Origin of the sequence: Pseudomonas sp. DNDY-54 (assembly GCF_019880365.1) — a bacterium.
Classification (GTDB): domain Bacteria; phylum Pseudomonadota; class Gammaproteobacteria; order Pseudomonadales; family Pseudomonadaceae; genus Stutzerimonas; species Stutzerimonas stutzeri_P.
In genome coordinates this window covers 1,953,616-1,979,347 of sequence record NZ_CP082271.1, presented here as the reverse complement: position 1 = coordinate 1,979,347, position 25,732 = coordinate 1,953,616, and the positions used below count along the sequence as shown (strand labels likewise).

The 25,732-nt window shown below is 61.9% G+C and carries 19 protein-coding genes and 3 pseudogenes; 9 read left to right on the top strand and 13 right to left on the bottom strand.

All coding sequences use genetic code 11. The features are described 5' to 3' along the window. Window positions 1–20: 20 nt before the first annotated feature. From K4O48_RS09295 to K4O48_RS09260, 8 genes are all read right to left on the bottom strand, one after another. Window positions 21–1,364 (bottom strand): MFS transporter, encoded by a 1,344-nt coding sequence (locus K4O48_RS09295; protein WP_222911720.1) that lies wholly within the window; start codon window positions 1,362–1,364, stop codon window positions 21–23. A gap of 105 nt (window positions 1,365–1,469) precedes the next feature. After that, window positions 1,470–2,249 carry a 1,6-dihydroxycyclohexa-2,4-diene-1-carboxylate dehydrogenase gene (locus tag K4O48_RS09290; RefSeq protein WP_222911719.1) on the bottom strand — a complete coding sequence of 260 codons (780 nt, stop codon included), beginning with the start codon at window positions 2,247–2,249 and terminating at the stop codon, window positions 1,470–1,472. Between the two features lie 286 nt (window positions 2,250–2,535). Next, entirely contained in the window at window positions 2,536–3,546 is a 1,011-nt protein-coding gene (gene benC, locus K4O48_RS09285) for a benzoate 1,2-dioxygenase electron transfer component BenC (RefSeq protein WP_222911718.1), read from the bottom strand. Between the two features lie 10 nt (window positions 3,547–3,556). Then, entirely contained in the window at window positions 3,557–4,045 is a 489-nt protein-coding gene (benB, locus tag K4O48_RS09280) for a benzoate 1,2-dioxygenase small subunit (RefSeq protein ID WP_222911717.1), read from the bottom strand. Continuing rightward, window positions 4,045–5,406 (bottom strand): benzoate 1,2-dioxygenase large subunit, encoded by a 1,362-nt coding sequence (gene benA / locus K4O48_RS09275; protein ID WP_222911716.1) that lies wholly within the window; start codon window positions 5,404–5,406, stop codon window positions 4,045–4,047. The genes benB and benA overlap by 1 nt, the downstream gene beginning before the upstream one ends. Before the next feature lie 247 nt (window positions 5,407–5,653). Continuing rightward, the gene (locus tag K4O48_RS09270; RefSeq protein ID WP_222911715.1) at window positions 5,654–7,585 is read right to left on the bottom strand and encodes a PAS domain-containing sensor histidine kinase; all 1,932 of its coding nucleotides are present in this window, start codon (window positions 7,583–7,585) and stop codon (window positions 5,654–5,656) included. 146 nt (window positions 7,586–7,731) lie between these two features. Then, on the bottom strand, window positions 7,732–8,685 hold the full coding sequence (locus K4O48_RS09265; protein ID WP_222911714.1) for an AraC family transcriptional regulator: 954 nt from the start codon (window positions 8,683–8,685) through the stop codon (window positions 7,732–7,734). A gap of 230 nt (window positions 8,686–8,915) precedes the next feature. Then, on the bottom strand, window positions 8,916–9,815 hold the full coding sequence (locus tag K4O48_RS09260) for a LysR family transcriptional regulator (protein WP_222911713.1): 900 nt from the start codon (window positions 9,813–9,815) through the stop codon (window positions 8,916–8,918). Between the two features lie 165 nt (window positions 9,816–9,980). Here K4O48_RS09260 and K4O48_RS09255 point away from each other — a divergent pair, with 165 nt between their 5' ends. The 4 genes and pseudogenes from K4O48_RS09255 (at window position 9,981) to K4O48_RS09240 (ending at window position 14,116) form a co-directional block, all read left to right on the top strand. Next, on the top strand, window positions 9,981–10,679 hold the full coding sequence (locus K4O48_RS09255) for a CoA transferase subunit A (RefSeq protein ID WP_222911712.1): 699 nt from the start codon (window positions 9,981–9,983) through the stop codon (window positions 10,677–10,679). A 24-nt stretch (window positions 10,680–10,703) separates the two neighbouring features. Beyond that, window positions 10,704–11,360, top strand: a complete 657-nt coding sequence (locus tag K4O48_RS09250; protein WP_073299678.1) for a CoA transferase subunit B — start codon at window positions 10,704–10,706, stop codon at window positions 11,358–11,360. Window positions 11,361–11,460: 100 nt separating this feature from the next. Beyond that, entirely contained in the window at window positions 11,461–12,642 is a 1,182-nt protein-coding gene (locus tag K4O48_RS09245; protein WP_222912050.1) for an acetyl-CoA C-acetyltransferase, read from the top strand. Between the two features lie 134 nt (window positions 12,643–12,776). Next, window positions 12,777–14,116 (top strand): annotated as a pseudogene (locus K4O48_RS09240) (short-chain fatty acid transporter). A 365-nt stretch (window positions 14,117–14,481) separates the two neighbouring features. Here the strand turns inward: K4O48_RS09240 and K4O48_RS20720 are convergent. After that, window positions 14,482–15,078, bottom strand: a pseudogene (locus K4O48_RS20720) (methyl-accepting chemotaxis protein); the annotation flags it as partial. A 309-nt stretch (window positions 15,079–15,387) separates the two neighbouring features. Further along, window positions 15,388–16,026 (bottom strand): annotated as a pseudogene (locus tag K4O48_RS20715) (cache domain-containing protein); the annotation flags it as partial. 823 nt (window positions 16,027–16,849) lie between these two features. Here K4O48_RS20715 and K4O48_RS09230 point away from each other — a divergent pair. The 4 genes from K4O48_RS09230 to K4O48_RS09215 are packed head-to-tail and all read left to right on the top strand — an operon-like array spanning window position 16,850 to window position 21,653. Further along, complete coding sequence (locus tag K4O48_RS09230; RefSeq protein ID WP_222911710.1) at window positions 16,850–18,388, top strand: MBOAT family O-acyltransferase; 1,539 nt, start codon at window positions 16,850–16,852, stop codon at window positions 18,386–18,388. Window positions 18,389–18,417: 29 nt separating this feature from the next. Further along, a complete protein-coding gene (locus K4O48_RS09225) occupies window positions 18,418–20,337 on the top strand; it encodes an HAD-IIIC family phosphatase (protein ID WP_222911709.1) in 1,920 nt (639 codons plus the stop codon). Continuing rightward, on the top strand, window positions 20,334–20,582 hold the full coding sequence (locus K4O48_RS09220) for an acyl carrier protein (RefSeq protein WP_073299672.1): 249 nt from the start codon (window positions 20,334–20,336) through the stop codon (window positions 20,580–20,582). Before K4O48_RS09225 ends, K4O48_RS09220 begins: the two co-directional genes overlap by 4 nt. A gap of 3 nt (window positions 20,583–20,585) precedes the next feature. Beyond that, entirely contained in the window at window positions 20,586–21,653 is a 1,068-nt protein-coding gene (locus K4O48_RS09215; protein WP_260523719.1) for a hypothetical protein, read from the top strand. 71 nt (window positions 21,654–21,724) lie between these two features. Here K4O48_RS09215 and fahA read toward each other — a convergent pair whose 3' ends face one another. Continuing rightward, on the bottom strand, window positions 21,725–23,026 hold the full coding sequence (gene fahA / locus K4O48_RS09210) for a fumarylacetoacetase (protein WP_222911708.1): 1,302 nt from the start codon (window positions 23,024–23,026) through the stop codon (window positions 21,725–21,727). A gap of 1 nt (window position 23,027) precedes the next feature. Beyond that, complete coding sequence (gene hmgA, locus K4O48_RS09205) at window positions 23,028–24,332, bottom strand: homogentisate 1,2-dioxygenase (RefSeq protein ID WP_222911707.1); 1,305 nt, start codon at window positions 24,330–24,332, stop codon at window positions 23,028–23,030. Window positions 24,333–24,433: 101 nt separating this feature from the next. Between hmgA and K4O48_RS09200 the strand changes: the two genes are divergently transcribed. Next, a complete protein-coding gene (locus K4O48_RS09200) occupies window positions 24,434–25,219 on the top strand; it encodes an IclR family transcriptional regulator (protein ID WP_222911706.1) in 786 nt (261 codons plus the stop codon). Here the strand turns inward: K4O48_RS09200 and K4O48_RS09195 are convergent. Then, window positions 25,185–25,625 (bottom strand): GFA family protein, encoded by a 441-nt coding sequence (locus K4O48_RS09195; protein WP_222911705.1) that lies wholly within the window; start codon window positions 25,623–25,625, stop codon window positions 25,185–25,187. The genes K4O48_RS09200 and K4O48_RS09195 overlap by 35 nt on opposite strands. Window positions 25,626–25,732: the final 107 nt, after the last annotated feature.

The window sequence follows — 25,732 nt, the reverse complement described above, 5'->3', positions numbered from 1 at the left end:
CGATTTACCAATGTCAGGAGTCACGCCTTGGCCGCCGACAGCACGATCGGCGCGGCTTCTGGGCTGCGCTTGCTGGAGATGGCGAAGGCGGTCATGGCCAGTGCAGCGACGATGCCCGGGACGGCAAAGGCCATGAAGTTGAGTTGCAGCGGCAGGTTGATGCCCAGCAGCGCGCCACCCAGCAGCGGACCAACAATGGCGCCGTTGCGGCCGATACCCGAGGCCCAGCCAAGACCGGTGGAGCGGATCGACAGGCCGTAGCATTGCGCGGCGGTCGCGTACAGCAGGATCTGCGTGCCGATCACCGTGGCGCCGGCGATGAAGATCAGGGTATAGAGCACCGGCATCGGGGTCTTGAAGCCAAGTAGGCTGATCGAGGCCACGGACACCGCGAAGAACACCACCACCACCTTGGCCAGGTTGTAGCGATCGCCCAGCCACCCACCGAGAATCGCGCCGGCCATTCCACCGAAATTCAGCGCCAGCAGGAACGACAGGCTGGAGCCCAGGCTGTAACCGGCGTTGGCCATCAGCTTCGGCAGCCAGGAGCCCAGCGCGTATACCATCAGCAGGCAGCAGAAGAACGCCAGCCACAGGGAGAAGGTGCGCACGCCACGGCCGTCGCGAAACAGCTCCAGCACCGAAGCGCTCTTGCCCTTCACATCGGTCATCACCAGTTCATCGGCTGCGGTCAGTTGGCGGCTCGGGTCAACCTTGTTCAGCAACGCCCGGGCCTGATCAGCCTTTCCCTGACGAACCAGAAAGCCGACGGATTCCGGCAGGTACCAGAGAATCGCCGGCAACAGCAGCAGCGGCACGGCAGCGGCGAAGAACATCGCTTCCCAGCCGAAGCGCGGCAGCATGTAGATTCCGAGGCCGGCCGACAACATGCCGCCCAGCGAGTAGCCGCTGAACATCAGGGCCACCAGCGTGCTGCGCAGTTTCTTCGGCGCGTATTCATTCATCAGTGCCACCACATTGGGCATCAACCCGCCGCAGCCGAGGCCGGCGAGAAAGCGGAAGATGCCGAACTCGGTCGGTGTGCTGGCGAAACCGTTGAGCACCGTGGCGCCGCTGAACAGCACAAAGCAGATGGCGATGCCTTTCTTGCGGCCGATGCGGTCGGCCAGGGTCCCGAAGACCAGCGCGCCGAACATCATGCCGAACAGCGCATAGCTGCCGAGGGCACCGGCTTCCAGCGGGCTCAGCCCCCACTCCTTCATGATCACCGGCAGCACCACGCCATAGATGAACAGGTCGTAGCCGTCGAAGATCAGCAGCAGTGCGCAGAGGCACACGACGAGCCAGTGAAAGCGGCTGAAGCGCGCGTTATCGATGATTTCGTGAACATCTACGTTTCGCATGGCAAGACTCTCTATTGTTTTTGTTAGTCGCGGGTCGGGCGCGGGGGTGAGTCACCGCGCAGCTGAGGTGCCTTGGCGTAGTCCGGTCCGGCCGGTCCGTTTCATTTAACCGAGATCGCCACCGCCCACCGGCAGGGTCACGCCGGTGATGTAAGAGGCGTCATCCGAGGCGAGAAACAGGATGGCGCCGGCCTGCTCGTCGACCGTCCCGTAGCGCTTCATCAGGGTTGAATCGACGGTCTGTTCGACGATCTGCTGGTACCAGATCTTTTCCTTTTCACTCTGCTCCGCGGCGTTGCGCGGGATTCGGCGGGGCGGCGCTTCAGTGCCGCCCGGTGCGGTGGCGTTGACGCGAATGCCGCGCTGGGCGTTCTCGAACGCCAGGCACGCAGTCAGCGCATTCACCCCGCCCTTCGCCGCGCCATAGGGCACGCGGTTGAGGCTGCGGGTAGCGATGGAGGAGACGTTGACGATGGCGCCCGTGCCCTGCTCCAGCATGTGCGGCAGCGCGGCGTGACAGCACCACAGCGTGGGGAACAGCGAGCGACGCACTTCGGCCTCGATCTCATGCTCCAGATAATGCTCGAAGGGCTTGGCCCAGATAGTGCCGCCGACGTTGTTGACCAAGATATCGAGGCGGCCGAAGCGCGCCTTCGCCGCGTTCATGACGCGATGGCAGTCGGCAAATTGCTCGAGATCGGCGGTCAGCGTCAGCACCTCGACGCCCGTCGCACCCAGCTCATCGGCCAGTTCGTGGACCAACTCGGAGCGGTCGACCAGAATCAGCCGTCCACCCTCTTCGCCCATACGCTCGGCTACACGGCGACCAATGCCCTGGGCGGCGCCGGTGATAACCGCGACTTTGTTTTCAAAACGATTGCGCATCTACCTGTCCTCGATAGTCGAAGCCACGCGCAAACCCCTGTAGGAGCGAGCTTGCTCGCGAAGCTTTTTGGGACGTTGATCCAGGCGAACCTGCTGGCCTTTTCGCGAGCAAGTACCCTAGGGTGGCTTTAGCCCACCGCCAGGACCCCATTGGTGGGCTAAAGCCCACCCTACAAATTTGAACTGCGGCGTTGGTCGTTCCAACGCTCCGCGTGGAATGCCGCCCTGGACGCTCCACGTCCCCGCAGTGCGTCACAACCAGGGCTCCCACGCTGGAGCGTGGGAACTAGGCGCTGGCCGCAAACTTCTCGTAGTAGAAGTTCGCCGGTTCCAACCCTTGCTCACGGATGAAGCCGCTGACTGCCTCGACCATCGGCGGCGGGCCGCAGAGGTAGATGTCCACTTCACCGTCATTCAGGTGTTTGGGCTCGATGTGCTGGGTCACATAGCCCTTGTGCGGGTAAGCACTGTCCGGGCTGGCGACGCAGGCGCTGTAGCTGAAGTTGGGGATGCGCGCGGCGAAGGCCTCGAGCTTCTCCATTTCCACCAGGTCGTGGTCGTGGGTGACGCCGTAGATCAGGTGCAGCGGATGTTCGCTACCCTGCTCGGCGATCTTCTCCAGCATTGCGGTGAATGGCGCGAGGCCGGTGCCGCCGGCCAGCAATAACAATGGCCGCTTGATCTCGCGCAGGTAGAAGGCGCCCAGCGGGCCGGCCAGATTGACGCTGTCGCCAGCCTTGGCGAGGTTGGTCAGAAAGCTGCTCATCAACCCGCCCGGCACGTTGCGGATCAGGAAGCTGACCTCACCGTCCTTCTGCAGCGAGCTGAAGGAATAGGCGCGGGTCTGATCGCTGCCGGGCACCTGCAGATTGACGTACTGCCCCGGCAGGAACGCCAGCTGGTTCAGCGATTCGCCCTTGATCGACAGCGCAATGGTGCTCTCCGACAACTGGCGAACGTTACTGATGGCGGCCTGGTAGTTAGCCTGCTGGGTCTTGCAGATGTCCGAGGCGGCCGGCACGCGAATCACACAGTCGCTTTCGGCGAGCATCTGGCAGGTCAGCACGTAACCCTGCTCGGCTTCGGCTTCGCTCAGCGCATCCTCGATATATTCCTCGCCGAGGTCGTAGCGACCGCTTTCGGCGAAGCACTTGCAGGCGCCGCAGGCACCGTCCCGGCAATCCAGCGGGACGTTGATGCCCTGGCGATAGGCGGCGTCGGCGACGGTTTCGCCGATAGCGGCGTCGATGAAACGAGTGACACCGTCTTCGAAGTTCAATGCGATCTTGTGAGCCATGGCGGCGCCCTCAAAGGTGGTAAACGTCGATCATCTGGCGGATGTAGTCGTTCTTCAGCACGACCTTCTTGGCCTTGATCAGCGGGTTCTCGCCGCGCGTATCGAGGGTGTAGAAGCTGGTGCCGTAGAAGTGGTCGACCGTCTTGTAGCGAAAGCTCATCGTGTGCCAGTTGAAGCGCAGCTTGCAGACGCCGTCGTCTTGCTCGAGCAACTCAAGGTTGCTGATGTTGTGGCTCGTGCGAGTGTCCGGAATGGTCGCGCTGGAGCGCTCGGTGCGGATGCGGAACACCCGGTCTTCGAGGCCGCTGCGGTTGCCGTACCAGATCAGCGAAATTTCGCTCATCGGGTCCTGGGTCAGCTGGTCGCGGTCATCCCAGGCCGGCATCCAGAAGGTGGCGTCCGGCGCATAGAGTTCGAGCCAGGCGTCCCAGTCCTTGTCATCCAGATAGCGCGCTTCGCGGTAGAGGAAGTCGCGCGCGGTTTCGTAGGAAAGCGTCATCACGCACCCTCCACGTGGATCAGTTGGTCCTGCTCTTCCTTGAGCCCCTTGATCATCTGCTGCTGCCAATAATGGTGTTGCAGCACGAACAGGCCTTCATCCTCCGTGCGCATGCCGCTCATCTGCGGGTGCAGGTCGATCTCCTGCGCACCTTCATCGGCGCCGTCGATCCAGTGCTTGGCTCCGCGGGACATGTCGTTCCATTCCATCGCCCTACCGGCAAAGCCCTGCTGGCAGGCGCGGAATTCTTCCAGATCATCCGGCGTGGCCATGCCGCTGACGTTGAAGAAGTCTTCGTACTGGCGGATGCGGCGGGCACGGGCTTCAGCGCTTTCGCCCTTGGGGGCGATGCAGTAGATGGTGACTTCGGTCTTGTCGACGGAGATCGGCTTGGCGATGCGCAGCTGCGAGCCGAACTGGTCCATCAGGTACAGGTTCGGGTAGAGGCAGAGGTTGCGCGAGTTCTCGATCATCCAGTCGGTCCGCGCCTGGCCGAACTCGGTGATCATCTCGTCACGACGGGCATAGAGCGGGCGGTCTTCCGGGTTGTCCCAGCGGGTCCAGAGCAGCAGGTGGCCGTTCTCGAACGAGTAGAAACCACCGCCCTTCTTGCCCCAACCGCCGGCGCTCATGGCGCGGATGTCGTCGCCGGCCTCTTTCAGCTTGCGCTGCTGCTGGGTGGCGGCGTAGTTCCAGTGAACCGCAGTGACGTGGTAGCCGTCGGCGCCGTTTTCGGCCTGCAGCTTCCAGTTGCCTTCATACACGTAGGTGGACGAGCCGCGCAGCACTTCGATGCCGTCCGGAGACTGGTCGACGACCATGTCGATGATCTTCTTCGACTCGCCGAGAAATTCTTCCAGCGGCGCCACGTCCTCGCGCAGGCTGCCAAACAGGAAGCCGCGGTAGGACTCGAAACAGGCGATCTTCTTCAGGTCATGGGAGCCGTCGCAGTTGAAGCTGTCCGGGTAACCGGCTTCCTTCGGGTCCTTGACCTTCAGCAGCTTGCCGGAGTTGTTGAAGGTCCAGCCATGGAACGGGCAGGTATAGGTCGCCTTGTTTCCGCTTTTGAAGCGGCAAAGCATGGCGCCGCGATGGCTGCAGGCATTGATGAAGGCGTTGAGTTCGCCATCCTTGTTGCGCGCGATGAAGATCGGCTGACGCCCCATCTGGGTCGTGTAGTAGTCGTTCTTCTCGGGGATCTGGCTCTCGTGAGCGAGGTACAGCCAGTTGCCCTCGAAGATGTGTTTCATCTCCAGATCGAACAACCGAGGGTCGGTGAACATCTCGCGCTTGCAGCGAAAGACGCCCTTCTCTTTATCTTCTTCTAGCAGCGAATCAAGGTAGTCGAATCCCAGGGACATGGCCGGGGCCTCCATTGTTATTGTGTCTACGTGATGAAGGCTACGGCGCGGAAGACGGCATCAATATCCGTTTCCTGCGGGACCTCTATCCGTTTTCTGCAAAACAATGGGCGGCGCGGCCCGGCAAGGTCGGGCGACCCTGCGGGGCGTTACGGTATTCGATGAACCGGGATCAACCAGACGCCGGCGAGCGCGTTGGTGTTGGTGTTGGCGTGGGTTGCGGAGGACGTCTCAGACGCGCCAGCCGTCAGGGCTGGCTCATGACCGCTGTGATTTTCTCAGCCAAGGCGTCCATATCGAAAGGCTTGCCGAGCCTGGGAAGGCTGCCTGCGCGTCCGCCAAGCTTGTCGGCATAACCGGTGGCGAGGACGACCGGCAATTGTGGGTAGCGGTGTCGGATGAAGTCGGCCAGTTGCGCGCCGGTCATATGCGGCATGGCCTGATCGGTCAGCACCAGATCGACGCGTTGTTGCGCCAGCACATCAAGCGCCTGCTCGGCCGACCCTACCTCGATCACCTCGCAGCCAAGCTCTTCGAGCATTGCGGCGGTCGTCATCAGTACGAGCGGGTCATCATCGACCGCGAGCACCTTCAGCGCCATGAGGCACTGCGACGCTGACTGCTGGACACGTTCGGTTTCCGCCGGTACAGAGACATTGACCGCAAGGGGCAGCCACAGCTCGGCGGTTGTGCCCCGGCCCTTCTCGCTCTTGAGCAACAGGCGTCCCCCCGATTGCGCGGCCAAGCCATGAACCATCGAGAGGCCAAGGCCAGTGCCCTTGCCAACGCCCTTGGTGGTGAAGAACGGCTCCATTGCCTGCTCGAGCGTCGCCGCGTCCATCCCGGTACCTTCATCGGCCAACGCCAGGCAGACATAGTCGCCGGGTTCCAACGCCCCCTCCCTCGTATCGAACCGGTGCTCGCGTGCTGAGATGGTCACGGTGCCGCCGTCGGGCATTGCATCCCGAGCGTTGACGGCAAGATTCAATAACGCCAGCTCAATCTGGTTGGCGTCCGCGAGAACGGGCTTGAGCGAAAGTGGAAAGCGCGTTTCGATGCCGATCCGCGGCCCAAGCGACTGTCTGAGCAGGTCCGCCATGCCGCGCACCAGCGCGGAGACATCAACCAGCGCGAGGTGCAGCTCCTGGCGCCGCGCGAACGCCAGCATGCGCTGGGAAAGCGAAATGCCCCGCTGAGCACCCTGAATCGCGTTATCCAACAGCGGAACGATGCGGGGATCATCCGGAACGCGCCGGCGTACGATCTCCAACCCGCCGACCACCGCCATGAGCAGGTTGTTGAAATCGTGGGCGATGCCGCCGGTGAGTCGGCCGAGCGATTCCATTTTCTGTGACTGAAACAGCGCCTCGCGCGCCTTTTCCAACTCGCGCTGGGCCTCAACGCTCTCGGTGATATCACGCGTCACCTTGGCGAACCCGATCAGGGTGCCAATGTCACTGCGGATAGGGTCAACCACCACGCTTGCCCAGAAGCGGGAGCCATCCTTGCGCACCCGCCAGCCCTGACTCTCAAACCGCCCTTCCCTCAAGGCCGTCTCCAGACCACGCTGCGGAACGCCGTTCAGCCGATCTTCCTTGGTGAAAAAGACGCCGTAGTGCTGACCGATGATCTCATCCGGACGGTAGCCTTTGATGCGTTCGGCGCCGAGGTTCCAGTTGCTCACCAGCCCGGTCGGGTCGAGCATATAAATGGCGTAATCGGTGACGCTTTGGACCAACAAGCGAAACTGCTGCTCACTCTGCTTCAGCGAGTCCTCAGCCAGTTTGCGCTCGGTCAGGTCACGTGTGATCTTGGCGAACCCAAGCAAACCGCCCGACGTCGACCAGATCGGGTCGATCACTACGTGGCACCAGAACCGCTCGCCATCCTTGCGCACTCGCCAGCCTTCGCCCTCGAAACGGCCGTCGGAGGCAGCGGTTGCCAATGCCCGCTGGGGCAAGCCTGCGGCACGGTCGTCGTCCGTGTAGAAGCGGGAGAAATGCTGACCGATGATTTCGGCCTCTTCGTACCCTTTGAAGCGCCTCGCACCCGCGTTCCAGCTGGCGATATGGCCATTGGGGTCGAGCATATAGATGGCGTAGTCAGTCACCGCATCGACGAGTAGTCGATATCGATCCTGCGCGATCAATGACACGTCGGGCAGTGTCACGTCTTGCATGGAATCTCCAACACCCAATTGATCCAGGTCAGGATTATGGTTAGCGAAACGCCGAAATGAAAGGTTAGTGAGCCCATTGCTGGCAAATGCGCAGACGTACCTGTGCCTGCGCGCTTGCTCAGCGAACCAGCACTGCGGCCGTGTCGTCAGTGATGTTTGCGCAGCGTATCGGACGGCAGTTCGCCGAAGGTGCTCTTGTAGGTCTCTGAAAAGCGACCAAGATGCAGGAATCCATAATCCATGGCGATCTCGGTGATGTTACGGACCTTGGCCGAGGGATCACTCAGCCGACCGTGGATCTGCTCCAGCTTACGCTGGCGGATGTAGGTCTTGGGCGTGGTGCCGACCCGGCGTTCGAACAACGTGTAGAGCGACCGTTGGCTCATGTTTGCCAGTTGCGCCAGCTGTTCGACCGAGATGTCCTTTTTCAGGTGCTCGTCGATGTAATCAGTGATGCGCCCGAACGACGGGCAACTCTCGCTCAACGGCTCGCGATGGATATTGTTGGCCAGCGTGCACAAAAGCTTCGAGGCGATGATGCGGCTGTACTGATCCTGCAATTGCGGCACGCAATGCTCGGCTTCGGCTTCCTGGCAAATCAGCCCAAGCAGGCTTTCGATCCCGTCGAGCTGCTTGAGGTCATAGCGGCTGGCTGTGAACCGAATCCCTTCCCCAGGCGCATGCCACTGGTTCTCGGCGCAGGCCTTTTTCAGAAAGGACGCCGGTAGCTTGACGATCAGCTTCTCGCAATCGTCCGAATAGGTCAGATCCACCGGATCGTCCGGGTTGATCAACAACAGTTCGCCCGGCGTGAAATAGTGCTCCTGCCCACGGCCTCGCCAGAGGCAATGCCCGCGCTGCAGCAGTTGAAGGTGATAGATGGTTTCCAGGGCGGGCGACGTCACGTGGACGCTGCCGCCGTAACTCAGCTTGCACAGATCGAGCTTGCCGAAGGTGCAGTGGCTCAGGCTGGCTTGCGGATGCCCCGTGCGTGGCAGCTGAATGCAGTGGGCACCGACATGCTGATTGACGTACTCCGACACCGCATGCGGGTCAGCACGATCAAAAATCCTGCTTTTCGTATTCAGCAGACTGTCCATCACAAGGCACTCTTGTCTTTTTTATAGTGAGGCTGAAACCGCAGCGAGGCGGTCACTCGCCTATCGTCAACCCGAACCGGGGCCATGGCCACACTGCCGAGGTGCGAAGCATAACGCTGAGTCCGAGCATAGGAGATCGGACCAAAGGACAACATCGATGACGTTCGGTAACCGCACGCTTTCGTTCACTCCTGACCAGCGGAGCCAACCTCTCCTTACTACCAGGACGTCTAGCGTGAGTCCTGCGGGTAACCCGTCTCTGCTCGCAACGCATCGGCAATCGCCTGCGCCGCGACCGACAGCTCGTGACCCGGCTTGGTAAGGATGCCCACCGGCCGTTCGATCACCGGATCGCTGAGGGCGACGCATTGGGCCCCGACTTCCAGCATCTGCATGCAGCACAGCGCCGGCACTGCGCTGACCCCCAACCCACAGGCAACCATGCGACCCACGGTCGCCAACTGGTGGCTCTCGAACTGCACCGGCAGGTTGCGGCCGCGCAAGCGCAGGTGGTCTTCAAGCATGAAACGCACCGTGGACGGGCGTTGCAGTGTGATGAAAGGTTGCTGAAGCAGCTCATCCCAGATCACTTCGTTCTTCGCGGCCAAGGGAGAATCCGCAGGCACCACGCCTACGAACCGATCCATGTAGAGCGGCGTGAAACTCAAGGGCGTGCTCGGCTCAGGCTCGAAGGCGATGCCGAGCTCCACGTGCCGATCGCGCACCATCTCCATTACCTGCTCGTTGATCACGTCATGCACGGTCACGCTGATTGACGGATACCGATCACGGAACGCGCGCAGGACCGATGGCAACAGATTGCCTGCGAAGGACGGCATCGACGCCAACGCCACCCGGCCTTGTTGCAGCGTGAAGCGCTGGCGCAATTCGTCTTCTGCATTGTCCCAATCTGCCAGTAGCCGCCGTGCCAAGGGCAACAGCGCCTCGCCTTCAGGCGTCAGGCTGACGGCACGCGTCGTTCGGCTGAACAATCGTCCTCCCAAACCATCTTCCAACGCCTTGATGGTCAGGCTCAGCGCCGATTGCGACAGGTGCAGCCGCTCACAGGCCTGGGCAAAACTCAGCGTGTGAGCAACCGCCAGAAATGCACGAAGTTGCTTGGCAGTCATTTGAAATATCCGAGCTAAACGATGGCGCAACCACGCGCTTTGTTTTGTTTTATCAATCAATAGTGCTTAAAAATCAACTTAACAAATCCGAACGCCATGGGAACACTCCAGCCCACGACTTCTTCTCCGAACGATCAAGTCTTCAATAACAAGAAGGAAAAGGTTATGGCTGGTTTCGACAAGCGCGTAAATTCGTATGCCGAGGCGCTCGATGGGTTGCAGGACGGCATGACCGTTCTCGCCGGAGGCTTCGGTTTGTGTGGCATCCCCGAAAACCTCATCGCTGAGATCAAACGCAAAGGCACCCGCGACCTGACGGTGGTTTCCAACAACTGCGGCGTGGATGGCTTTGGCCTCGGCGTGCTGCTGGAAGACCGGCAGATCCGCAAGATGATTGCCTCTTATGTGGGCGAAAATGCGCTGTTCGAAAAGCAGTTGCTCAATGGTGAGCTGGAAGTCGAGCTGACGCCTCAGGGCACCCTGGCGGAAAAAATGCGCGCCGGTGGCGCTGGCATTCCAGCCTTCTACACCGCCACCGGCTACGGCACGCCCATCGCCGAGGGCAAGGACGTGCGTGAATTCAACGGCCGCCCGCACATCCTCGAACACGCCATCACCGGCGACTTCGCCATCGTCAAAGGCTGGAAGGCCGACCGCTACGGCAACGTCATCTACCGCCACACAGCGCAGAACTTCAATCCGCTGGCCGCCGCTGCAGGAAAGGTCACCGTGGTCGAGGTCGAGGAAATCGTCGAGCCTGGTGAGATCGATCCCACCCAGATCCACACGCCCGGCATCTACGTCGACCGGATCATCTGCGGCACCTTCGAGAAGCGCATCGAAAAGCGCACCGTCCGCACCTAAACAAAAGAATAAGAGGAATCGACGATGGCACTTTCCCGCGAACAAATGGCCCAGCGTGTCGCCCGTGAACTGCAGGACGGCTTTTACGTGAACCTCGGTATCGGCATCCCGACCCTGGTCGCCAACTACGTGCCTGAAGGCATGGAAGTGATGCTGCAATCGGAGAACGGCCTGCTCGGCATGGGCGCCTTTCCCACCGAGGCCGAACTCGATGCCGACATGATCAATGCCGGCAAGCAGACCGTCACCGCACGCGTTGGCGCCTCCATTTTCAACTCGGCCGAATCCTTCGCGATGATCCGCGGTGGGCATATCGACCTCACCGTGCTCGGCGCCTTCGAGGTCGACGTGCAGGGCAACATTGCCTCCTGGATGATCCCGGGCAAACTGATCAAAGGCATGGGCGGTGCGATGGACCTGGTCGCCGGCGCCGAGAACATCATCGTGCTGATGACGCACGCTTCCAAGGATGGCGAATCCAAGCTGCTGCCCAAGTGCACCCTGCCGCTGACCGGCGCCGGCTGCATCAAGCGCGTGCTGACTGACCTGGCATACCTGGAAATCGAGAACGGCGCCTTCGTCCTCAAGGAGCGCGCGCCCGGCGTGAGTGTCGAAGAGATCATCGCCAAGACCGCCGGGGAGCTGGTGGTGCCGGATCACGTACCGGAAATGACGTTCTGAGCGCACACGCTTCCTTGTAGGAGCGAGCTTGCTCGCGAAGACTCTACAGAGCCCGGCGACCACCGCTCGCTACACCACCCGACTCAACCGGAGTAAGAACATGCAAGACGTCGTTATCGTTGCCGCCACCCGAACCGCCATCGGCTCCTTTCAGGGCGCGCTGGCCAATATCGCCGCGCCTGATCTGGGCGCAGCGGTCATCAAACGTCTGCTTGAACAAACCGGGCTAAACCCGGCCGACGTGGATGAAGTCATTCTCGGCCAGGTCCTGACGGCCGGCTCCGGGCAGAACCCCGCGCGGCAGGCGTCGATCAAGGCCGGGCTGCCCCATGCAGTGCCCTCCTTCACTCTGAACAAGGTCTGCGGCTCGGGCCTCAAGGCTTTGCACCTGGCGACCCAGGCAATTCGCTGCGGCGATGCGGAGGTAATCATCGCGGGCGGTCAGGAGAATATGAGCCTCGCACCCTACGTACTGCCGAAAGCGCGCACCGGGCTACGCATGGGCCACGCCGAGCTGGTCGACAGCATGATCAGCGACGGCCTCTGGGATGCCTTCAATGATTTCCACATGGGCATCACCGCCGAGAATCTGGTGGACAAGTACGTGATCAGCCGCGAGGCCCAGGATGCCTTCGCCGCGACATCGCAGCAGAAAGCCGTCGCGGCCATCGAGGCCGGGCGCTTCAAGGACGAGATCACGCCCATCGAGATTCCGCAGCGCAAAGGCGAGCCCCTGCGTTTCGACACCGACGAGCAACCACGGGCCGGCACCACTGCCGAGTCTCTGGCGAAACTCAAACCGGCGTTCAAGAAAGATGGTTCAGTCACCGCTGGCAACGCCTCCAGCCTCAACGATGGCGCGGCTGCGGTGCTGCTGATGAGCGCGGACAAGGCCAAAGCACTCGGCTTGCCGGTGCTGGCGACAATCAAGGCCTACGCCAATGCCGGCGTCGACCCGGCGATCATGGGCATTGCGCCGGTTTCAGCCACCCGCCGCTGCCTGGACAAAGCCGGCTGGACGCTGGACGAACTGGATCTGATCGAGGCCAATGAAGCGTTCGCCGCGCAAGCGCTGTCTGTCGGTCAGGAGCTGGGTTGGAATGCCGAGAAAGTCAACGTCAACGGCGGCGCCATTGCGCTCGGCCACCCCATCGGCGCGTCGGGTTGCCGTGTGCTGGTCACCCTCCTCCACGAAATGATTCGCCGCGATGCGAAGAAAGGCCTGGCGACGCTGTGCATCGGTGGCGGTCAGGGCGTGGCGCTGGCCATCGAGCGCAGCTGAAAGGCTCCGCCGATTCATAAGGGGGATCGACAACACCGCTAGCGCAACACACCTTCGAACCACTGGGAAACCGCGGCACACGCCACGCACGTGCGCCGCCGACTAAAAAGAAGAACAACACAGGATCAACGACCATGCTCAGCTCTGTCACCGCTTTGAGCGTCAAGCTCATTCAGCGATACCTACTTCTCCTTTCGTTTTTGCGATTCTTCTCAGCCTTATCGTGCTGGTCGCCAGCATGCTCGTGACCGGCCAGGGCGTGCCCGCCATGGCGAAGCATTGGGGCTCAGGCTTCTGGAACCTGCTCACCTTTGCCATGCAGATGGCACTGATTCTGGTGACCGGCCACGCCCTGGCCAGCGCGCCGGCTATCCATCGTCTATTGGCCGGTTTGGCCCGCACCGCGCGTACGCCGGGTCGCGCTGTGGTCTTGGTGACATTGGTCGCACTGGCCGGTTCCTGGATCAACTGGGGCTTTGGGCTGGTGATCGGTGCGGTGTTCGCCCGCGCCTTGGCCCGTGAAGTGAAAGGCGTCGACTACCCGCTGCTGGTCGCCGCGGCCTATTCCGGTTTTCTGATCTGGCACGGCGGGCTGTCCGGCTCGATCCCGCTGTCATTGGCTACCGGCGGCGCCGATCTGGAGCGCATGACCGGCGGTGTCGTGACTGCCGCCATCGGCGTTGGCGACACGCTGTTCACCACCATGAACCTGACCATCATCGCGCTGCTGGTGATCGGCCTGCCAATCCTCAACTGGGCGATGCACCCGAAAGAACCTAAGGTCGCGGACCCGGCGCTGCTGGTCGACCCGGAACACGAACCGCTGCCCCGCAACACCCTGGCGCAGCGCATGGACGACAGCCGTATTCTTAACCTGATCATCGTTGCGCTGGGCGTGGTGTATTTCGGCTATTACTTCGCCGAGAACGGCTTCGCCCTGACGCTGAACATCGTCATCGGCCTGTTCCTCTTCACCGGTCTGGCGCTGCACGGCTCGCCGGAGCGCTACATGCGCGCGGTGCAGGACGGCATCGGCGGCATCAGCGGCATCGTCATTCAGTTCCCGTTCTACGCCGGGATCATGGGGATGATGGTTGGCGCCAACGCCGAGGGGCTGTCGTTAGGCAAGCAAGTCACCGATACCTTCATCGCCTGGTCGTCGGCCGATACCTTCCCCGTGCTGGCGTTCCTCAGCGCCGGGTTGGTCAACGTCTTCGTACCGTCGGGTGGCGGTCAGTGGGCGGTACAGGGGCCGATCATGCTGCCCGCAGGCCAAGCACTTGGCGTTTCCCCGGCAGTAACCGCCATGGCGATCGCCTGGGGCGATGCCTGGACCAACATGATCCAGCCATTCTGGGCGCTGCCCATCCTCGGTATTGTCGGCCTTGGTGCGCGCGACATCATGGGCTATTGCCTGCTGATGCTGGTGTATTCGGGGATCGTCATCTCGGGCTGCCTGTACGTCTTCGGCTGACGCAAAGTCCGTAGGGTGGATGTCGCTTTTTACATCCACCGTGACTCCGCTCGGTGGGGCGCCACCCGGTGGATCGCCACCCGGTGGATCGGTGAAGCGTGATCCACCCTACGCGAGCTGGCTGTCTGTACTTCTTAGGCTGACGCTAAGTCCGTAGGGTGGATGTCGCTTTTTACATCCACTGTTACTCCGCTCGGTGGGCCGCCACCCGGCGGATCGATGAAGCGCGATCCACCCTACGTGAGCATGCTGACTGTGCCTGATGAAGGCCAGCACTTCAAAAGCTGGCCTGCACTAATGAAAAACCCCGCAAATGCGGGGTTTGCCATGAGACCAATTTGAGCGTCTGGGGAGATCAGGCCGCGTCAGATACGGAACTGGCGAACCAGCGCGCCGAGGCGCTCGCCTACATTGGCCAGGTTGCGCGCGGTTTGGGCGCCATGCTGGGTTTCCTCCGCGACGTTTTCTACCGCATTGGCGATCTGGTGAACGCTGCGGTTGATTTCTTCAGCCACTGCGGTTTGCTCTTCGGCAGCGCTGGCGATTTGCGCGTTCATCCCGTTGATGGTCGCGATCAGCTGCGAGATCGCATCGAGTGACGCCCCGGCCTGGTTGGCCTGCGAGCTGCTCGCGTCACCCGCTTCACTGGAACGGCTCATGGCGGCGACAGCCTGCTGGGTGCCAGTCTGCAAGCGGTCGATCATGCCCTGAATTTCCTGGGTGCTCTGCTGGGTACGGCTGGCAAGCGCACGGACCTCGTCAGCCACTACCGCAAACCCGCGACCTGCTTCACCGGCTCGGGCAGCTTCGATGGCTGCGTTGAGCGCCAACAGGTTCGTCTGCTCGGCAATCGAGCGGATGACATCGAGCACACCGACAATGGCGCGCACGTCCTGCTGCAGGGAATCCAGCGACGTGCCGCTGGTACGGATTTCATCCACCAATGCGTGAATCTGGCGGATGCTCGAATCCACCACCGCTTTCGCCTGCTGCCCTTCCTGATCGGTTTTCTGAGCCGCTTCGGCCGCGCCTTGGGCGCTATGGGCGACTTCCTGCGCGGCAGCCGACATCTCGTTGATGGCCGTTGCGACCTGGTCGGTCTCCTGGCGCTGGGTCTCCATGGCTTTCTCGGAGCGCTGCGCCTGAGCGGCCACCTCCGCCACCATGCCGGTCAGCTGGCCGGTCATCTCCGCCACCTGGCTGACCATGGTGTGGATCTTGCCAACGAAGCGGTTGAAGGAACCGGCGAGCTGGCCCAGCTCATCTTTGCCATGCTCCGGCAGACGATGCGTCAGGTTGCCATCGCCCGCAGCGATTTCGTCCAGCTGATCCTTGATGACCTGAATCGGACGAACAATCGAGTTGCTGAGCACCACGCCAGCGATGCCCAGCGCCGCCAGCATCACACCGGCGATGGCGAGAATGCTGGTGAGGATCGAATTGACTCGGTCATCGATCTCCACCCGCACTTCATCCAGCGCATGATCGATATTGTCCAGGTTTACGGCCGTGCCCAAAGCCATGTCCCACTTGGGTAGATAGAAGCTGTACGCAAGCTTCGGTACCAGCACATTGGCATTACCTGGCAGCGCTGAGGAGTAGCTCGCGTAGTAGGTGCCATTCTTGGCGACGTCAACCAGCTCGCGGTTGAGGTACACGCCGTTCGGGTCACGCTTGTCCTTTAGGCTCACGCCGATATCAGCGGGGTCGTCGCCCTTGAATAGCCGACGGACTTCCGAGTCGTGGCCGAAGAAGTAGCCGCCCTTGCCGAACTTGATCTTCGACAGGATGGCTATCGCCTCAGCACGACTGGCCATATCACCGTGCGCGGCGGGTTCATAAAGGTGAGCCACACTGCTGACGCCGATGCGTACGTAATCCTCGAGCCGGGCACGGCTGTCCTGGATCATCCGTTCACGGGTTTCGGCCACTTCCTCATCCGCCAGGCCATGCAGGATCTGCGCGGCGGCACCGCTAAGCACCAACGCGAACAAGGCCACGGGTATCAGTGCGAGAAGAAGAACTTTCAGTTTCAGGGTCAGACGCATGGACATTCTCGAGTTGAACAGTACCCGCTAGTCATCGGCTGACTCATCGGATACTTCAGTCCTTCTTTAAAAATAATCGTGTTCGAAACCCCCGGATTAGAGCCTATGGTGGTTCGTGACCGCATTTATGAAACCCGAATCACAGCTGTGGCGCCCCCTGCGCGCCAGAAGGCGCCGTACGCGGCCGAAATAAACGCCAGCCGGCCGCTGATTCGGGATGAATGCCTCCAGCCCACCAGGATCACGCCCCGCGAAAAATCACATCCGCGTTCGATGAGCTGACGCACAGGTAACGGTGATCACGACGCTCGGCCACACGGTATCCATCTCATGGCCACATGCGGCATAGGGTCATCCCAAAGAATTTCAAAGATCGACGAACAGCTCTATCACGACCGTTTCGCTTGTTTTCGCGTCAATTCCATTCGTCCGAATGGAGATCACAGCCATATCCCTGCAGCAACTTTTTCTTACACACTTGAGTCGCAGTTAACAGACGGTGGCACGCATCTGTGATGGGCAACGGCAGTATCTGGCTGCCTCACTCATTTAGGCATGCAGTGAACACTTGAGGAGTTTTCCGCGAACGCACCGATTGATAGTTATCGGGACGCCGCGGTTTTCCGGGAAGCGGCGGTTCTGGTCGCAGAACGGCGGTGGATGGTCAGGGATAGGGAAAAGGACGATGCTCTTCAACTCCATGGTGTTTATCGCCGGGTTTCTCCCGGTCGTTCTTCTTGGCTTCATTCTTCTCGCAGGTACCGGCAGACAACGCTACGCGGCCATCTGGCTAACGTTGGCGTCACTGGTGTTCTACGGTTGGTGGAACCCCGCTTACGTTCCGCTTCTGATCGGCAGCATGGTCGGCAACTACCTGGTCGGCGGTTACTTGATGCGTCGGCCTTCTCGATCGGTGTTGGTGCTCGGCGTCGCTGCGAACGTCGGACTGCTCGCTTATTACAAGTACACCGGCTTTCTCTTCGGCACGCTCGATAACGCCTTCGGCCTGGGTTGGTCCGTGGACGACATCATCCTGCCGCTGGCGATTTCGTTTTTCACATTCCAGCAGATCGCTTATCTGGTCGACGCGCACGACGGCGAGGTCGACGAGCATGACTTCGTCAATTACTGCCTGTTCATCAGTTTCTTCCCACAGTTGATTGCCGGCCCCATCACCCACCACGGCGAGATGCTCAAGCAGTTCAACGACAGCAGCACCTTCCGCCCGCGGATCGACAATATCTCGCTGGGCCTGACCGTCTTCGTGCTGGGCCTGTTCAAGAAGGTGATCCTCGCCGACCCGCTGGGAGAAAACGCCTCGCCGATCTTCGCGGTCGCCGCCAGTGGAACGGTGCCGTCGCTGTACGACGCCTGGTACGGCGCGCTCAGCTATACGCTGCAGATCTACTTCGATTTCTCCGGCTACAGCGACATGGCAATCGGCCTGGGATTGCTGTTCGGCCTGCGCTTGCCGGTGAACTTCAACAGCCCGTTCAAGGCGCACAACGTCATCGACTATTGGTCGCGCTGGCACATGACGCTCACGCGCTTTCTCACCGCTTACATCTACAACCCCATCGTCATGCGCATCACCCGCAAGCGGATGGCCGCCGGCAAGCCGTTGCCTCGGCGAGGCAAGATGAGCCTCGGGACCTTTGTCGTGCTGATCGCCTACCCCACGGTATTGACCATGTTCATCTCGGGCGTCTGGCACGGTGCAGGCTGGCAGTTCGTGGCGTTCGGTCTGTTGCACGGGTTCTATCTGGTCGTCGCCCACGGCTTCCGTGCCTACAAGGCGCGACGAGGGTTGCCGTTGGACAGCGACAAGCTCTGGCACCACGCCGGCGCGGTCCTGTTGACCTTCCTCTGTGTAGTCGTGGCAATGGTGTTCTTCCGTGCCAACAGTCTGACGGCGGCAATGGCCATGCTGACGGGCATGGCAGGCTTGAGCGAGTTGCACACCGACTTCGATAAATCCGACTACCTCACCGTCGCCATACTGCTCGCCTTCGTCTGGATGATGCCCAACGTGCAGCAATGGATGGCGGGCTTCCGTACGGCCCTGGACGCCCAGCCACGCGAAAACTGGCTGCTGCGCTGGTTCCCGATTGCCGTGTGGAGCCCGACGCCGGTCATCGGCCTGGCCATCGGCGTGCTGGGCTTCTTCGCCCTGGCCGTGGCGTTCTCCGTGGCGCCTACCGAGTTTCTCTACTTCCAGTTCTAACCGTTCAATAACAAGGAGTGACATGCTAAATGGATCAGCTTCTCTGGTTAGCGCAACACCCTGATCTTGGCAGCGCCATCGGCGAGGCCAAGCGCGAAGCCGACCCCTTCGCTCGTCTGGATTTGGCGGCGATGCTGGCCGGCTACCGCCGCGACTTTACACTCACGACCCGGCTGGACCGGCTTGCAAGCGAAGGCTTACGCGCGCTGGCAAACGGCGAAACTAACCGCAGCGGGCTGCGGCCGTTGCGCATCGCCCTGCTGTCGTCGCATACCGTGGATCATCTGGTGCCGGCCATTCGCGTCGCGGGCCTGCAACGCCGGCTGGCGCTCTCGGTGCACGTCGCGCCCTATGGCATGTACCGCCAGGCCTTGCTAATGGATGATCCCGAACTCGCTAGCTTCGCCCCGCAACTGATCGTCCTGGCGCTGGATGCACGCGATGCGCCTCTGCAGCTGCCGCTCGAGGCATCGCAGGCAGACGTGGATGCCGCAGTCGCCGAACGGGTCGAGGAATTGCGCCTGCTGTGGCGCCGGGCGCGCGAGCGCTACGCGGCCCAAGTCGTCCAGCAAACCATCGTGCCCGCCGACCCACCGATTTTTGGTTCATTCGAAGCGCTGGTTCCGGCTTCACCCTACGCACTCATCGATCGTCTCAATGCGGCCATTCGTGCCGCAGCCCGTGAAGACGGCGTGCTGCTGATGGACCTAGCCTGGGAAGCCGCCCGAGGCAATTATGGCGACGGTCTGGCCGAACCGGTGCGCTGGCATCAGGCCAAGCAATTGGTCAGCCCGAACCTGGCGCCGCTGTATGGCGACCAACTGGCTCGCATCGCCGCCGCCAGCATCGGTCTGTCGCGCAAATGCCTGGTGCTGGATCTGGACAACACGCTGTGGGGCGGCGTAGTCGGTGACGATGGCGTCGACGGCATCCACCTCGGCCAGGGCTCGCCCAGTGGCGAAGCCTTCCTCGCCTTCCAGCGCTACGCCGCACAGCTGGCGCGCCGCGGCATCATCCTCGCGGTGTGCAGCAAGAATGACCTAAGCGTGGCCGAAGCGGCATTCAATCATCCCGAAATGGCGCTCAAGCGCAGCGACATTGCCGCCTTCGTGGCCAACTGGGAAGACAAGGCCGGCAACCTGCGGCGTATCGCCTCGATGCTGGACATCGGCCTCGACAGCCTGGTGTTCGTCGATGACAACCCGGCCGAACGCGACATCGTGCGGCGCGAGCTGCCGGAAGTCGCGGTGCCGGAACTGCCAGATGACGTGGCCGACTACCCGGCACGCGTTGCCGCCGCCGGCTACTTCGAAGCCGTCTCCTTCACCTCCGACGACGCCACCCGCGGGCGCAACTACGCCTTGAATGCCGAGCGCAAAGCGGCGATGACCCAGGCTACCGACATGGAAGGCTATTTGCGCGGTCTGGAGATGGTACTGACCGCCACCCCGATCGGCGCCGCCGAACTGGCCCGCAGCACGCAGCTGATCAACAAGACCAACCAGTTCAACCTCACCACGCGCCGTTACAGCGAGGCGGAAGTCGAGCGCATCGCCAGCGACCCGGCGGCGGTGGCACTGGCAATCCGACTGGCCGACAAGTTTGGTGACAACGGCCTGATCAGCGTCGTCCTGGCGCGCCCGGATTCAGCCGTCGCCAAGGACGAGCTGCTGATCGACAGCTGGCTAATGAGCTGCCGCGTGCTGGGTCGTCAGGTCGAAGACGCTGTACTCGAGGTGCTGGCAGCCGCGGCCACCGCTGCCGGCTACCGCGCACTGATCGGTGAGTACCGGCCAACCGAACGTAACAGCATGGTGGCCGAGCATTACCCGCGGCTGGGCTTCGTTCAGCATCCGGCGCTCTCTGACGGTGAACCAGACGCGACCTTCTGGCGCTACGAACTCAGCTCCCCCCGCACGCCCCGCCACTTCATCGAGGTATTGGCATGACCGAAGCAGAAGTACTCAAGCAGCTCACCCCGGTTTTCCACGATGTGTTCGACGACGACAGCATCGTGCTTTCCCCGGACATGACCGCCAACGACATCGAGGGCTGGGATAGCCAGACCCACGTCATGCTCACGGTCGCCGCCGAACAGCGCTTCGGCATCAAGTTTCGGACGGCGGAGCTCGAGTCGCTGCGCAACGTCGGCCATTTCGCCCAGGTCATCAGCGCCAAGCTGGAGGGAAAATAAATCATGATCCAGACAGCAGATGTACCCAGGGACGGGAGCCATGCCGATAAGGAAGCAACCAGCGCGGCCAGCGTGCCAGGCCGGGTGCGTTCGCGGTATCTGCTGTCGCTGTTTGCCGGGCTGTTCGGTGCGCTGGCGATATTCTGCCTGACGCTGTTCGCGCTGGACCGAACCGGCAACCTGCCGCCACCGGCGTTCTCCAATATCTCCTGCGCCGATGAAAAGCTGAGCTTCATGCGCGACAACCCGATCCATTCGCCGAATCTGCTGATCATCGGCTCATCCGTGGCCTGGCGCCACGTGGATGGCAACGTGCTGACCGAGGCATTGCCAGAGGTGCGCCCTATGAACGGCGCGTTCTGCGGGTTGTTCGCCAATCAGTCGACCTACGTAGCGCACTGGCTGCTCGACCGCCAGCCGAGCATTCAGAGCGTGGTGATGATTGCCGATCCGCAGGATTTCGCCGGTTGCTGGCGTGTGCCCTCCGCCGTGTTCAACCGTGAGCACGTCGATCCCTACGTTTACGAAAACGCCTCGCCGTGGGGCCACTACATGCGTTACTTCTCGCCGAAGTCGTTGGCACGCAACGCCCTGACGGTCAAAGCTCAGCGCGCCGGAGAAATCGAGTGGGACCCACTGGTGTTCAATCGCTTCGGCGATGGCCCGCTGGATACCGCCAATACCCGTGAGCTGCTGTATGGCCGCCCGGACCCGTTGGATGCCAGCTGCTTTGAGGCATTGCGCGGCATGAGCGCGCGCCTGGCGCAGGAAGGTCGGGAGCTGATGGTCGTCTCCACGCCGCTGCATCCAGAGTGGAAGGAAAGGTACGATCCGGACGGTACCTTCCTGGCCGACTTCGATAAGCGAATCATGGAAACCCTCAACGCCACTGGTGGCACCTACTGGAACGCCGACAAAGACTGGAGCACGCCGGTGACCTCCTTTGTCGACGCGGTACACATGCGGTGGTCCGTGGTCCGGGAATTCACCGCAGCCCTGGCCGAACAGATGCGTGACACGGCAATCGCGCCTGTACCGTCACCGTCGCTGGAAACCGCCAAGGTGCCCTGATTGATGGTCCATGAAAGGAAAAGCCCGGGCTGTCTGCACATGCCCGGGCTTTTTGCTCACCACGCTCGCCGCTAAGCCGGCATCACGCGTCCGCGACACTCGCCAAAGCCGATGGACGCCTGCCCGTCCCGACGGCAACGCGCCTTGAGAATGATCTCGTCTCCATCTTGCAGAAAGGTGCGGGTCTCGCCGCTGGGCAGTTCCAAAGGCAGCTTCCCGCCCTGGGTGATTTCCAGCAGGCTACCGAGGCTGTCAGCGCTGTTACCAGACAGGGTGCCGGAGCCGAACAGATCGCCGGGTTGCAGGCTGCAGCCGTTGACGCTGTGGTGCGCGACCATCTGCGCCACGGTCCAGTACATGTTCTTCGTGCTACTCAAGGCGATGCGCTGCTCGGGCTGGCCCTTGTCGCGCATGGCCGCAGTCAACAGCAGCACTTCAAGTTCGATATCCAGCGCGCCCTGCTGCTGGTCCTGCTGATCGAAGAGATACGGCAGCGGCTGCGGATCGCCTTCGGCACGCGCGGGCTGCGCGCAACGGAACGGCTCCAGTGCTTCCGGCGTTACCACCCATGGCGAGACGCTGGTGGCGAAGCTCTTCGAGAGAAACGGGCCAAGCGGCTGATATTCCCAGGCTTGCAGATCACGTGCAGACCAATCGTTGAGCAGGCAGAAACCGGCGACATGGCTGCTGGCTTCACGGATTGGGATCGACTCGCCACGCGCGTTGCCTGGCCCGATCCAGATGCCCAGTTCGAGTTCATGGTCGAGCCGCTTGCTCGGGCCAAAGCTCGGCTCGGTCGCGCCCGGCGGCATGGTCTGGCCGTTGGGACGCTTCACTGTCGCACCCGAAACATCGACCGTCGACGCACGTCCGTGATAACCGATGGGCACGTACTTGTAGTTCGGCAGCAGCGGATTATCCGGACGGAACAGCTTGCCGACGTTGTTGGCGTGATGGATGCCAACATAAAAGTCGGTGTAGTCGCCCACCTTGGCTGGCAGATGCATCTGGCAGCGGTCCATGGGCTGCAGCAACGACTCACCCATGCCTTGCAGCCGCTCACGCTGCGCGCTGCCCTCGGCAAGCAAATCTATCAGCGCGCCGCGCAGCGCTTTGCGCGCAGGCGCTCCGAGAGCAAAGAAGCTGTTGAGGCTGCTGACGCTGGCCGCTTTCGCCGCTTCCAGCGCCTGGCCGTCGAACACGCCGGCTTCGCAGGCGGCGCGCAAGTCCAGAATGTAATCGCCAATGGCGACGCCACCGCGTGGCTGGTCGCCGTCACGGCTGAACACGCCCAGCGGCAAATTGGCGAGGGAAAAATCCGAGTGGCCATTGGCCGACTCGACCCAGCTGCGTTGCTCTTGTTGTACGGTCATGTCATTTCTCGTTCTTGTCGAATGTCTTGGTCAGGCCGGCCCAGCAGGCGTCGTAGTCGGCCTGCAGCTGCGAGCTTTCCAGCGCCTGGCGCGTTGGACGGAGCACCTGGCCGGTTTCGAACATGAAGGCCATGGTGTTCTCGATCTTGTGCGGTTTGAGTTCGGCGTTGATCGCCTGTTCAGTCGACACGTGATCCGGTCCGTGAGCGCTCATGCAGTTGTGCAGCGAGGCGCCCCCCGGCGAGAAGCCGTCGGCCTTGGCGTCGTAGGCGCCGGCAATGAGCCCCATGAATTCGTTCATCAGGTTGCGGTGGAACCACGGCGGACGGAAGGTGTTTTCCGCCACCATCCAGCGTGGCGGGAAGATCACGAAGTCGATATTGGCCATCCCGTGAACCGCGCTGGGCGACGTCAGCACGGTGAAAATCGACGGATCGGGATGATCGAAACTGACGGTGCCGATGGTGTTGAAGCGGCGCAGGTCGTATTTGTACGGGACGTTATTACCGTGCCAGGCAACGACGTCGAGCGGTGAATGATCCAGTTCGGTCGCCCACAACTCGCCAAGAAATTTCTGCACTAACTGCACCGGCTCGTCGCGCTCCTCGAACTGCGCGACCGGGGCCAGAAAGTCCCGCGGATTGGCCAGCCCATTACTGCCGATTGGACCCAGGTCCGGCAGGCGCAGCGCACAACCATGGTTCTCGCAGACGTACCCGCTGGCGTTTTCACCGATCAGTTCGACACGAAACCGCATGCCGCGCGGGATGACCGCGATCTCCAACGGCGCGACCACTAGCACGCCCAATTCAGTGACCAGCTTCAACGTGCCCTGCTGCGGCACGACCAACAGCTCACCATCGGCATTGAAGAACACCCGCTCCATCGACTGGTTCGCCGCATAGCGGTAAATGCTCGCGCCGCCCGGCTGGCCTGGCTCGCTGTTGGCTGCCACGCACATCAGGCCATCCACGAAATCGGTCGCGACCTGGGGTATCGGCATTGGATTCCAGCGCAAACGATTCGGCGTGACGGCACCCAACTGGCTGGCCAGCTGACGGTCCATCCTCTGGTATTGGCCATGACTGGCTGATGGTCGAATGCGGTACAGCCAGGTCCGTCGCGCTTCGCTACGGGCAACGGTAAACGCAGTGCCCGACAGCAGCTCCGTATACAGGCCATAGGGCACCTTTTGCGGTGAGTTCTGCCCCACCGGCAATGCGCCGGGGAGCGCCTCGCTGCTGAATTCATTGCCGAAGCCGGATTGGTATCGATAAGCCTGGGAATCTTGTTCTTGGATGAGCATGGCCGTCTCTCGATTTGCGTAATCTCGTTACGCAAAAAGTAATTTGAACTCCTACCAGCGTCAAGTTATAAACAGCGCCTCATTGGCAGGCAGTCGTACTCATGACAGACAGCAACGCGGACACAGCGCCTCGGCGGCAGAAGGTACAAGCGGCCGAAGTGGGAACGGACATCCTCACAGCGCTGGCCGAACTGGCACCCGCCACCTCGCTGTCACGCCTGGCCGAGCACGTCGGCATGCCGGCCAGCAAGGTGCATCGCTATCTGCAGGCATTGATGGCCAGCGGCTTCGCCGAACAGGACCCGCTGACCAACCACTACGGTCTCGGTCGCGCCGCACTGTTCGTGGGGCTGGCAGCGCTCGGGCGGCTGGATGTGGTCAAGCTGGCGACGCCCCATCTGGCGCAACTGCGCGACGAACTCAACGAGACCTGTTTTCTCGCGGTCTGGGGTAACAAAGGCCCGGCAGTCGTGCATGTGGAGCAGGCCGTACGGGCCGTCACGCTGGTCACGCAAGTGGGCTCGGTGCTGCCGTTGCTGGGCTCGTCTACCGGACTGGTGTTCAACGCCTTCATGCCCAACGCCGAAACCGCCCAGCTGCGTGAAGCCGAAATGCAGCTGCCATCGGCCCCCTCCTCTGAGCGCTTGCTCGCGACGATGAGCGAGCTGCAGCGCACCCATATCCAACCCGTGCATGGCCTGCTGATGGCGGGCGTCAATGCCTTGTCCGCACCGCTTTTCGGCGCTCAGCAAGGCTTGATGGGCGTCATCACGGTGGTTGGCGCTGAGCCCGGCTTCATGGCCGACCCCGACGGCGCCGAAGCGCAACGCTTACTGCAGGTGACACGCCGCATCAGCGCGCGGATGGGGGCGGAGGTTCCGTCCTAGGCAGACCGTCCGGGGCCAAATCCTCGGACCGTCCCGTGGCGTCGCGGTCATGTCTGTACTGACTAAGCGCAAAGGGTGGCAGCCAGCCCTCGCGTCGTTCGGTCCAACATTCATAGGTAGGCGTCAGCTGGTCGGGCGCATCCAGTGCGCCAAGGTGTACTTCGATTTCGTCTGCGCTGCGTGCAAAAACTGACGAGCCACAGCACGGGCAGAAGAACCGGCCGGCGTAGTCGCGCGTTTCACCCGTGACGGCCACCGCCTCCTGAGGGAACACCGCCGCCGCGTAGAACACAGCCCCATGGTGCTTGCGACAGTCCAGGCAGTGGCAAAGACCGACCCGGTAAGGATGACCCGTTGCGACGAGTCGGATGGCGCCGCACAGGCAGCCGCCCGTGTATCGCTCCATGCTGAATGCCCCCTATCGGCGTCTGATGCGTGATTACCAGTCATAGTCGAAAAAGCGGCTGCCCGGGAGGTGCCGGCGCTGTTTATCGCCGAACGCCGACGCCTTCG

Excerpts from the sequence above, each read along its gene's own strand:
- K4O48_RS09220 (WP_073299672.1), top strand. The coding sequence starts at position 20,334 with ATGACCGAAGCAGAAGTACTCAAGCAGCTCACCCCGGTTTTCCACGAT.
- benB (WP_222911717.1), bottom strand. The coding sequence starts at position 4,045 with ATGACGCTTTCCTACGAAACCGCGCGCGACTTCCTCTACCGCGAAGCG.
- benA (WP_222911716.1), bottom strand. The coding sequence starts at position 5,406 with ATGTCCCTGGGATTCGACTACCTTGATTCGCTGCTAGAAGAAGATAAA.
- K4O48_RS09250 (WP_073299678.1), top strand. The coding sequence starts at position 10,704 with ATGGCACTTTCCCGCGAACAAATGGCCCAGCGTGTCGCCCGTGAACTG.
- K4O48_RS09245 (WP_222912050.1), top strand. The coding sequence starts at position 11,461 with ATGCAAGACGTCGTTATCGTTGCCGCCACCCGAACCGCCATCGGCTCC.
- benC (WP_222911718.1), bottom strand. The coding sequence starts at position 3,546 with ATGGCTCACAAGATCGCATTGAACTTCGAAGACGGTGTCACTCGTTTC.
- K4O48_RS09295 (WP_222911720.1), bottom strand. The coding sequence starts at position 1,364 with ATGCGAAACGTAGATGTTCACGAAATCATCGATAACGCGCGCTTCAGC.
- K4O48_RS09260 (WP_222911713.1), bottom strand. The coding sequence starts at position 9,815 with ATGACTGCCAAGCAACTTCGTGCATTTCTGGCGGTTGCTCACACGCTG.
- fahA (WP_222911708.1), bottom strand. The coding sequence starts at position 23,026 with ATGACCGTACAACAAGAGCAACGCAGCTGGGTCGAGTCGGCCAATGGC.
- K4O48_RS09265 (WP_222911714.1), bottom strand. The coding sequence starts at position 8,685 with ATGGACAGTCTGCTGAATACGAAAAGCAGGATTTTTGATCGTGCTGAC.
- K4O48_RS09195 (WP_222911705.1), bottom strand. The coding sequence starts at position 25,625 with ATGGAGCGATACACGGGCGGCTGCCTGTGCGGCGCCATCCGACTCGTC.
- K4O48_RS09215 (WP_260523719.1), top strand. The coding sequence starts at position 20,586 with ATGATCCAGACAGCAGATGTACCCAGGGACGGGAGCCATGCCGATAAG.
- K4O48_RS09255 (WP_222911712.1), top strand. The coding sequence starts at position 9,981 with ATGGCTGGTTTCGACAAGCGCGTAAATTCGTATGCCGAGGCGCTCGAT.
- K4O48_RS09230 (WP_222911710.1), top strand. The coding sequence starts at position 16,850 with ATGCTCTTCAACTCCATGGTGTTTATCGCCGGGTTTCTCCCGGTCGTT.
- K4O48_RS09270 (WP_222911715.1), bottom strand. The coding sequence starts at position 7,585 with ATGCAAGACGTGACACTGCCCGACGTGTCATTGATCGCGCAGGATCGA.
- hmgA (WP_222911707.1), bottom strand. The coding sequence starts at position 24,332 with ATGCTCATCCAAGAACAAGATTCCCAGGCTTATCGATACCAATCCGGC.
- K4O48_RS09225 (WP_222911709.1), top strand. The coding sequence starts at position 18,418 with ATGGATCAGCTTCTCTGGTTAGCGCAACACCCTGATCTTGGCAGCGCC.
- K4O48_RS09290 (WP_222911719.1), bottom strand. The coding sequence starts at position 2,249 with ATGCGCAATCGTTTTGAAAACAAAGTCGCGGTTATCACCGGCGCCGCC.
- K4O48_RS09200 (WP_222911706.1), top strand. The coding sequence starts at position 24,434 with ATGACAGACAGCAACGCGGACACAGCGCCTCGGCGGCAGAAGGTACAA.